We start from the raw sequence: 8,465 nt of genomic DNA, 5'->3' as shown, positions 1-8,465 counted from the left end.
CGCAGGGCAGCCTGCGGATCGGCGCCGGTGGCGACCACCAGCGTGCGCGCCGTGTCGGCACCGAGATCGGCCCGCAGCTGCTCGGCCAGCGCCAGCGCCGCCGGCGGCACCGGGCTGAGCGAAGAGAGGCTTCCGCGCCACAGCGGCTCGCTGCGCGTCGCCAGCAACAGCAACGCCGCGGCGCCGAGCAGGAAGAAGGCCACGCGCAGCCGCGGCAACCGCCGCAGCACGGCGCCGGCCCAGCGACCCATCGACTGACGCAGCCCTCGCCCGGCCGCGCCGTCGGGCACCAGCACCGGCAGCACGAAGCGAGTCGCCAGTGCGGCACCGGTGAGCCCGGCCATCGAGAACACCCCCAGCTGCGCCAGGCCCGGAAAGCCCGAGAACGCCAGTGCCGCGAAGCCGCACACCGACGTGAGCAGGCCCAGCCGCACCGTGGGCCAGTTGTCCTTCAACCAGCGCTGCCAGCCGCCGCCGGGTGCCGCGGCCCCGCGCGCCTGGATCAGGTAGTAGATCGCGTAATCGACCGCCTCGCCGATCAGCGTGCTGCCGAAGGCCAGCGTGAAACCGTGCACCGTGCCGAAGCCGACACTCACCGCCGCGATGCCGGCGACGATGCCGGTCGCCACCGGCAGCAGCGCCACCGCCAGTGCAGGCAGCGATGCGAACGCCAGCAGCAGCAGGCTGCCCATCACCAGGCTGCCGACGAGGGCCAGCTGGATGGCCTCGTGCTCGATCTGCGCACGGCTGTGCACCGCGAACACCGGCGCGCCGCTGAGCTGAAGCGTCAGCCCCTGCGCGGCCAGCGGCGCGAAGGCCCGCTCCACCTGCGCCACCGTGTCGGCCTGGCCGTCGAGATCGGCGCCGGCGGCGTGCGTGGTGAGCAGCAGCAAGGCGCGCGGCGCGGTGCGGGCGACCCAGACGCCCTCCTCGCTGCGCGGCGCGCTGGCCGGGATCAGCGATTCGGCGATGCGCTGCATCTCGCCGGTCGGATCGCGCTCGAGCAGCGGCTTGACCGCGTTGCCGGCCGGTGTGCCCAGAAGCGACAGCGTCTCGTCGATCGCGTTCCGCAGCCCCGCGACGCTGAACCGCTCCGGCGTCACTGCCGGACTGAGCTGGTAGCGATGCTCGACCAGCCACGTGCCGGCGGCGGCCCATTCGCCGGAGCCCGGGCTGCGATCGCCGTTCTGTACCTGGTCGAAACGGCCGCTGTCACGCAGGGCCGCGGCCAGCGTGCGCGAGGCCTGGGCCCGCTGCGCGGCATCGCCACCGTCGATGCCGACCAGCAGCGTGCGGGCCGCCACGCCGTTCTGCAATTGCTCGATCAGCACGCGCTGCCTCGCATCGGGGCGCGCCGGAAGGAAGGCCGACAGGTCGGTGCTGAAGCCGGTGCGGGCAATCAGCGCGCCCCCCGCCAGCATGCCGGCGAGCCACAGCGTCAGCACGATCCAGGCGCGCCGATGCGGCCACGGCGTGGCGGGACGCATCAGGGCCGCACCGGGGCCGAGGCCGACGCGCTGGCGGGCAGCGGTTCGATGCTCATCACGGAGCGGTCACCGCCCACCAGCAGCATCTCGATGCTGTACAGCGCGCCCTGCTGGCCGGCGATGCGCACGCTGCGCACCTGGCCCGCCAGCCGGCTGTCGGCCGGCACGAGGTCGAGCGTCCACTTGTCCGCACTGCCAGCGAGCGTGGTGCGGAAATAGCGCGTCAGCGTCTGCGCGTTGCCGGTCAGCGTGCCGCGCACCGCCTCCACCAGCGCCACCAGTTCGGGCGTCGCGTCGAGCGCGAAGCTGCGGCTGCGGCCGCTGCGCTGGATGGTGAGCGTGTTGCCCTCCACCACCATCGATTCGGGGCGCGGCTTCAGCGTCTGCCGCGAGAAGCGGTCCGGCGCCGCGAAGCTGAGCGTGCCGCTGGCTTCCAGCGGCTGATCCAGGCCCTGCACATGGCGCAGTTCGGTGAAGCGGGCTTCGCCGCTGCGTTGGCGGGCCAGCAGCGCCATCAGCTCCGGCAACTCGAAGACCGGCCCCGCGGCCGACGCCACGCCGGGCGCTCCCAGCGCCAGCCAGGCCCCCACCTGCACGAGGCGATGCAGGCAGCGGCGTCGTTCAACGACGGGGTGCATCCTCGCGCCAGAAGTCATGGAAATTGAACCAGTTGTAGGGGTGTTCACGGCACAGTGCCTCGAGCCGATCGGCATAGGCCTGCAGCGCCGCTCGGATCTGCCGCTCGCGCTCGGCCGGGTCACCGGCACGCTCGCTGAAATCGGCCAGCGGCGCGAAGCGGACCTCGTAGCGGTTGCCGCCCAGGTAGAGCCCGGTCATGAACACGACGCGCCGTCGCAGCAGCGCGGCGAGCCGGAACGGGCCGTCGTTGAATTCCGCAGGCTGCCCGAGAAACGGCAGGCTGACGCTGCTCGAGCGGGTCGAGCTGCCTTCGGGCAGCGAGCGGTCGGCCAGCATGCCGGCCAACCCGCCGGCGTCCAGCCAGTCGCGGATCGCCAGCATCGAGTCCATGCGGCCGAGCGCGATGATGTCGGCCCGGAAGTCGGGTGCCACCGCGGCCAGCGCGCTGTTGATGAGGCGGGCGTTGTCGGGGTACATCACCATCGCGATGCGCAGCGCCGGGCGCGTGCGGCCCACCACGTGCAGCGCCTCGAAGCTGCCCAGGTGCGCCCCCACCAGGAAAGCACCTCGGCCGTCGGCCAGCGTGGCGTCGATCAGCGATTCGCCGTGCACCTGCACATCGAACAGGTCCATGCGCCCGCTGAGGAAGTAGACGCGATCGAGGATCGTCGACGCGAAGGCATGCACCTGCCGATAGGCATCGGCCAGTCGGGCGGGACGCCCCAGTGCGCGGCCCAGGTAGCGGCGCGAGTGGCGCCGAGGGCCAGCCGCGAACAGCAGGAAGTACAGCGTGATGGGGTGCAGCACCCAGCGTGCGACGCGTCGCCCGCAGTGCAGCGCGATCCAGCTCATCACGCGCAGCGCGGTCGCGTTGCTGCGCTCGGGTTCGCGGGTCCAGTCGGCCGGGACGGCATCGCCGTGGCGGCTGGTGTGCGAGCCCGCGCTCATGCCGCGGCCTCCGGCAGCAGCAGGCCGCTGGCCGCCAGCACCTCACCGCGCCGCAGCTCGAAGCGCAGGCCGCGCGGCTCGTCGTACAGCAACACGACCAGCGTGTCGCCCGGGCCTACCGGCGCGAGGAACTTCGCCTGCGCCAGCGTCGGCCGCTCGCCCAGGCGCGCCGCCAGTGCCGGCGCGGCCTGCAACGCCTCCATCACTTCGGCCAGCAACAGCACGCCGGGCCACAGCGGCTGCCCCGGAAAATGCCCGGCGAACGCCGGATGGTCGTGCGCCACGCGGCGCGTGAGGTGCACGGCCGGTTCGTTCACGGTGCGGCCTGCCGGTCGAGCCGTGCCCGCGCGAACTGCGCCAGCGCACCGCTGGTGAGCTTGCCGGTCGCCTCGCGCGGCAGCGCATCGACGTGCAGCACGCGGCGCGGCACGAACACCGCCTCGAGCCGTGCACGCAGGGCCGCGATGATCCGCGCGCTGCTCAGTCCCGGCGCCACGACGAAGGCCACCGGCCGGACCACGCCGTCGGCCACGTCCTCGGGCAGCCAGAAGGCGCCGTCGACCACACCCTCGATGCTGTTGAGGTGGTAGTTCAGATGCGCCAGCGAACTGCGCTTGCCGGCCACGTGGATCAGGTCGTTGGCGCGCCCGAGCAGCCGGAAGCGCTGCGCGCCTTCGAGCTCCAGCACGTCGGCGAGCGGCGTCGGCTGCAGCACGTGGCCGCCGTCGACGATGAAGCGCTCGGACTCGCCCTCGCCTTCGCTGTGCACGCGCAGCGCGCCGAAGGTCTGCCACGACTCGCCATGCACCGTGCGGCGCGTCGCCACCTGCCCGGCCTCGGTGCAACCATAGATCTCGACCAGCGGCCCGCCGAAGGCGCGCTCGGCCTGCAGCGCGAGCTGCGGCGACAGCGGCGCGGTCGCGCACAGCAGCAGGTCGGTCGACGGCAGCGCCACGCCGGACAGCAGCAGCGTCTTCAAGTGAAACGGCGTGGTGACCAGCGCGCGCGGTCGCGGCAGGCGCGCCAGCGCCTGAACGATGTCGGCCGGGTAGAACGGCCGCCCGCTGTCCAAGGCCGCACCACCCAGCAGGGCCAGCAGCACGCTCGACTCGAAGCCGTAGCTGTGCTGCGCCGGCACCGTGGCCACGAGGTTCAGGCCGGCCAGCGACGGGCGCTCCAGCACCTCGGCGAGGCGCAGCGACGCGGCCCGGATGTTGGCGACCACTGCACCCCAGGATTTCGCGTGCGGCTGCGGCTCGCCGGTGGACCCCGAGGTCAGCAGGCAGGCGGCTTCCAGGTCGGCCGCGATGCGCGGCACCGTTGCCGAACCCGGCGTCTCCGCATCGGTCAACGCCCGCAGCAGCGGCACGCCGTCGACTTCCAGCGCTTCATCGTCGGTCAAGGCTTCGAGCGCTGGCCAGGACCCGCGCAGGCGCGACAGCGTGTCGGGCAGCGCGTTCGGCGGCAACAGGCTGGTCCGACCGCGCAGCAGCGCTGCGCCCAGGCCGACCGCGAAGCGATAGCGGTCGCCGCACAGGTTGACCAGCGGGCCGGCGGCCGGCAAGCATGCGGCCTGCGCCGCCACGTCGGCCAGGAACCGGCGCGCGCTGACAGCGACACCCGCGCGCCAGGCCAGCGGCGCGTCGAGGTCGGCGCGTTCGATCAGCGGCAGCAACGCGGGCCCGGCAGTGCTCAAGGCGACCACCTCGCTCATCGCCCCGCGGCGTCGCCGTTCACCGGCTTGTGGCTGTAGGCGCGCACGGCCGCGGCCAGCGTGGCGCGTTCGAATTCGGGGTGCAGGCGGTAGCGCAGCAGGTGTTCACCGACGAACAATGCGGCGATCAGCACCGGCGTGACCAGGTTGGCGAGCAGCGACCAGACGCTCCACGGTGCCAGCACATAGACGCACAGCGAGGCCAACGTCATCGCGAGGAAGTAACCGGCCCACAGGCGCGTGACCTTGCCGGTGTAGCGCACCATCTCGGGCGACAGCGGCGATCCGCCGTGCACGCGCTGCGCCACGCCGCCGATCAGTGACAGCCGCCCCGGCCGTAGCGAGGCCGCAAAGCTGACGAACAACGCGAAATGGATGCCGGCGTGCTGCAGCACGTACAACCGGTTCACGTCGCCGACGCCGCCGCGCTCGACGATGCCATAGAGCCCGAGCAGCGCGAACGCGAGCCCCGCGAGCAGCGGCCCGTTGCGCTGCCGCAGCGCGAAGCCCAGCGCCGCCAGCAGCAGCGGACCGAACAGCGCCGCGATGGCCCACGGCCGATTGGCCGCGTGCACCATCAGCCAGTGGGAAAGGACTGCGTAGGCCGCTGCCGCCAGCAGCCCGAGACTGAGGCGCCCGTTCGGCATGGGGACGCTCTGGCTCTCAGGTGCTGCGGTGTTTCGCGACATGCGTCGCAAGACTGCGCAGGGACTGGAAGATCAGCTGGTTGTTCTCGTCGTCGGATCGCAACTGGAAGCCGTAGCGCCGGGAGACCTCGAGCGCGACTTCGAGGATGTCGATCGAATCGAGGCCGAGGCCTTCGCCGTACAGCGGCGCGTTCGGATCGATGTCGGCCGGTGCGACCTCCAGGTTCAACGCTTCGACCAGCAGCACCGCCAGTTCATGTTCCGATGCGGACTGTTCCAGCGTTGCGCCGGCAGCGGACGGGGTGACTTGGACGGACGGCACGCGACTCCCTGATGGCACGATCTCGATGGGCCTGAATTCTAAGGGAGGCCGCTCGACCGACCGGCTGGGCCGGTCGGTCGCTCAGTAGCGGTAGCGGTCGGGCCGCCCGTCGCCGTTGCGATCGCGATAGCCATCGCGGTAGCCGTCTCGACGACCGTGGTCGTGCCAGCGGCCCTCACGCCAGTAGCCGCGCGGTGCCGGTTGCACATAGACCGGTGCCGGCTGGTAGACGATGGGCGCCGGGCGGTAGTAAACCGGCGGCGGCGGGGCGTAGACGACCGGTGGCGGTGCGTAGACCACCGGTGGCGGTGCGTAGACCACCGGCGGCGCCGGATAGAAGATGCCCGGCAGGTTGATGCCGATGTGCCAGTTCACGCCGCCGGCATGCGCCGCACCGGTGGCGGCCAGCCCGGCGAGGCCGAGTGCGGCGACGGCCAGGGTCTTGCGGATCGCTTGCTTCATACGGTCTCCTTGTCAGGACGCTTCCAAGGGGAAGGTTTTCATGTCCTTGCTGCTAAGAACGGGTCAGCCCCTGGTCAGGTTCACAGCGATCCGTATCCAGATGCAAGAAAACGGGTGAAGTTTTGTGAATGCAACGCTCCGGCGCCGGCACGAGGGCGCTCCTTAGAATGACCGCTTCCCTTTCCCGCCCGCCATGAACCACGCTCCCAAGAAGCCCGGCCCGGGCGACGCCTCCGCCGAGCCGCACCGCCCCGGCAATTTCCTGCGCGGCATCATCGAGCGCGACCTGGAAGCCGGCACCTACGCCGGTCGCCGCCACGCCGGATCGCCCGGCGACGCCGCCCACCACGCCGGCGCACCGCTCGACGCCGCGAAGATCCGTACCCGTTTCCCGCCCGAGCCCAACGGTTACCTGCACGTGGGCCACGCGAAGAGCATCTGCCTGAATTTCGGGCTGGCGCGCGATTACGGCGGTGTGTGCCACCTGCGTTTCGACGACACCAATCCCGAGAAGGAAGAGCAGGAGTACGTCGACGCCATCGTCGACGCCGTCAAGTGGCTCGGCTTCGACTGGCAGGGGCGCGATCCCGCCCACCCCGAGACGCCGGTGGAGCACCTGTACTACGCCAGCGACTATTTCGACTTCATGTACCGCGCCGCCGAGGCCCTGGTCACCGCGGGCTTCGCCTACGTGGACGAGCAGAGCGCGGAGCAGATGCGCGCCACGCGCGGCGACTTCAACACGCCCGGCACCGACAGCCCGTTCCGCAGCCGAACGCCGGCCGAGAACCTGGCGCGCTTTCGGGCCATGCGCGACGGCCAGCTCGCCGACGGCGCCGCGGTGCTGCGCGCGCGCATCGACATGGCCTCGCCCAACATCAACCTGCGCGACCCGGCCATCTACCGCATCAAGCGCGCGACGCACCATAACACCGGCGACACCTGGTGCATCTACCCGATGTACACGTACGCGCACCCGATCGAGGACGCGCTGGAGGGCATCACCCACAGCATCTGCACACTGGAGTTCGAGGACCAGCGCCCGTTCTACGACTGGCTGCTCGACACGCTGTGCACGCTGGGCCTGCTGGCGCAGCCGCGGCCGCACCAGCACGAATTCGCGCGGCTCAACCTGACCTACGTGGTCACCAGCAAGCGCAAGCTCAAGCAACTGGTGGACGAGGGCCACGTTGACGGCTGGGACGACCCGCGCATGCCCACCCTCGTCGGACTGCGCCGGCGCGGCTACACGCCCGAGAGCATTCAGCTGTTCTGCGAGCGCATCGGCGTCAGCAAAGACTACAGCTGGATCGACTACGCCACGCTCGACGCCGCACTGCGCGACGACCTGGAAGGCAAGGCGCCGCGCGCGATGGCTGTCCTCGATCCGTTGAAGCTCAAGCTCACGAACTGGGCCGAGGTGTTCGGCAGCGCCGACCACCTGGAGCCCTGCCACGCGCCGGCCCACCCTCACCTGCCCGAGCTGGGCTCGCGCGAGTTCACGCTCGGCCCCGAGGTCTGGATCGAGCGCGGCGACTTCGCCGAGCAGCCGCCGAAGGGATTCTTCCGCCTATTCCCCGGCAACAAGGTGCGGCTGAAGTACGGCGTGGTGGTGGAGTGCTCCGGTTGCGAGAAGGACGCCGACGGCCGCATCGTCGCGGTGCTCGCCACGGTGGTGCCGGACACCAAGAGCGGCACGCCCGGCGCCGACGCGGTGAAGGTCAAGGGCACGATCACCTGGGTGGGCGTGCACGAGGCGGTGCCGGCCGAGCTGCGGCTCTACGACCGCCTGTTCACCGAGGCGCAACCCGACGCCGGCGGGCGCGACTTCCTGACGGTGCTGAATCCGGACAGCCGGCGCGTGGTGGCCGGCTACGTCGAGGCATCGGTCGGTCGGGTGATGCCCGAGTCACGTCTGCAGTTCGAGCGACACGGCTACTTCGTCGCCGACTCGAAGGCCCACCGGACGGGCCAACCCGTCTTCAACCGCATCACTGGCCTGAAGGACTCCTGGGGCAAATAGGCCACTCAGTCCGGCCGCGCGCTGCGGCGCGCGAGCAGCGCAACGAGCACGCCTCCGATGCCCCACAGCGCGGCGGGCATCCAGGCCAGCGCAGCGGCCCGCGCGGCATCGGCCTGCACGCCGGCCAGTACCGCGCCGATGCGCAGCAGCGTTGCCAGCGCCAGCATCGCGAACATCGTGCCGAGCACCAGCCCTCGCGCCCGCTGCGGCCCCGCTCGGCGGC

The 8,465-nt window shown here is 71.4% G+C and carries 9 protein-coding genes and 1 pseudogene; 1 reads left to right on the top strand and 9 read right to left on the bottom strand.

Annotated features, from left to right (window positions below):
- The 8 genes from Y694_RS17730 to Y694_RS17695 all read right to left on the bottom strand — a co-directional run.
- A partial coding sequence (locus Y694_RS17730; RefSeq protein WP_036234916.1) for an MMPL family transporter occupies positions 1-1,487 on the bottom strand: 1,487 nt, incomplete at its 3' end.
- Positions 1,487-2,125, bottom strand: a complete 639-nt coding sequence (locus Y694_RS17725; RefSeq protein ID WP_148210908.1) for a LolA-related protein — start codon at positions 2,123-2,125, stop codon at positions 1,487-1,489. The genes Y694_RS17725 and Y694_RS17730, both read right to left, overlap by 1 nt.
- Entirely contained in the window at positions 2,109-3,074 is a 966-nt protein-coding gene (locus Y694_RS17720) for an acyl-CoA synthetase (RefSeq protein ID WP_011828919.1), read from the bottom strand. The genes Y694_RS17725 and Y694_RS17720 overlap by 17 nt, the downstream gene beginning before the upstream one ends.
- On the bottom strand, positions 3,071-3,391 hold the full coding sequence (locus Y694_RS26150) for a 3-hydroxyacyl-ACP dehydratase (RefSeq protein ID WP_231497752.1): 321 nt from the start codon (positions 3,389-3,391) through the stop codon (positions 3,071-3,073). Before Y694_RS26150 ends, Y694_RS17720 begins: the two co-directional genes overlap by 4 nt.
- Entirely contained in the window at positions 3,388-4,788 is a 1,401-nt protein-coding gene (locus tag Y694_RS17710) for an AMP-binding protein (protein WP_036234910.1), read from the bottom strand. The genes Y694_RS26150 and Y694_RS17710 overlap by 4 nt, the downstream gene beginning before the upstream one ends.
- Positions 4,785-5,435 (bottom strand): hypothetical protein, encoded by a 651-nt coding sequence (locus Y694_RS17705; protein WP_036234908.1) that lies wholly within the window; start codon positions 5,433-5,435, stop codon positions 4,785-4,787. Before Y694_RS17705 ends, Y694_RS17710 begins: the two co-directional genes overlap by 4 nt.
- Before the next feature lie 16 nt (positions 5,436-5,451).
- A complete protein-coding gene (locus Y694_RS17700; RefSeq protein WP_011828915.1) occupies positions 5,452-5,757 on the bottom strand; it encodes a phosphopantetheine-binding protein in 306 nt (101 codons plus the stop codon).
- Between the two features lie 81 nt (positions 5,758-5,838).
- Positions 5,839-6,219, bottom strand: a complete 381-nt coding sequence (locus Y694_RS17695; RefSeq protein WP_011828914.1) for a hypothetical protein — start codon at positions 6,217-6,219, stop codon at positions 5,839-5,841.
- A gap of 193 nt (positions 6,220-6,412) precedes the next feature.
- Here Y694_RS17695 and Y694_RS17690 point away from each other — a divergent pair, with 193 nt between their 5' ends.
- Complete coding sequence (locus tag Y694_RS17690) at positions 6,413-8,242, top strand: glutamine--tRNA ligase/YqeY domain fusion protein (protein WP_036234906.1); 1,830 nt, start codon at positions 6,413-6,415, stop codon at positions 8,240-8,242.
- Positions 8,243-8,247: 5 nt separating this feature from the next.
- On the opposite strand, the pseudogene Y694_RS22745 reads toward Y694_RS17690, so the two are convergent.
- A pseudogene (locus Y694_RS22745) lies at positions 8,248-8,465 on the bottom strand (MFS transporter); the annotation flags it as partial.

Source organism: Methylibium sp. T29-B, assembly GCF_000576225.1.
Classification (GTDB): domain Bacteria; phylum Pseudomonadota; class Gammaproteobacteria; order Burkholderiales; family Burkholderiaceae_C; genus Methylibium; species Methylibium petroleiphilum.
Note: the sequence above shows the minus strand (reverse complement) of the source record. Positions and strands in the feature narration are given on the sequence as shown.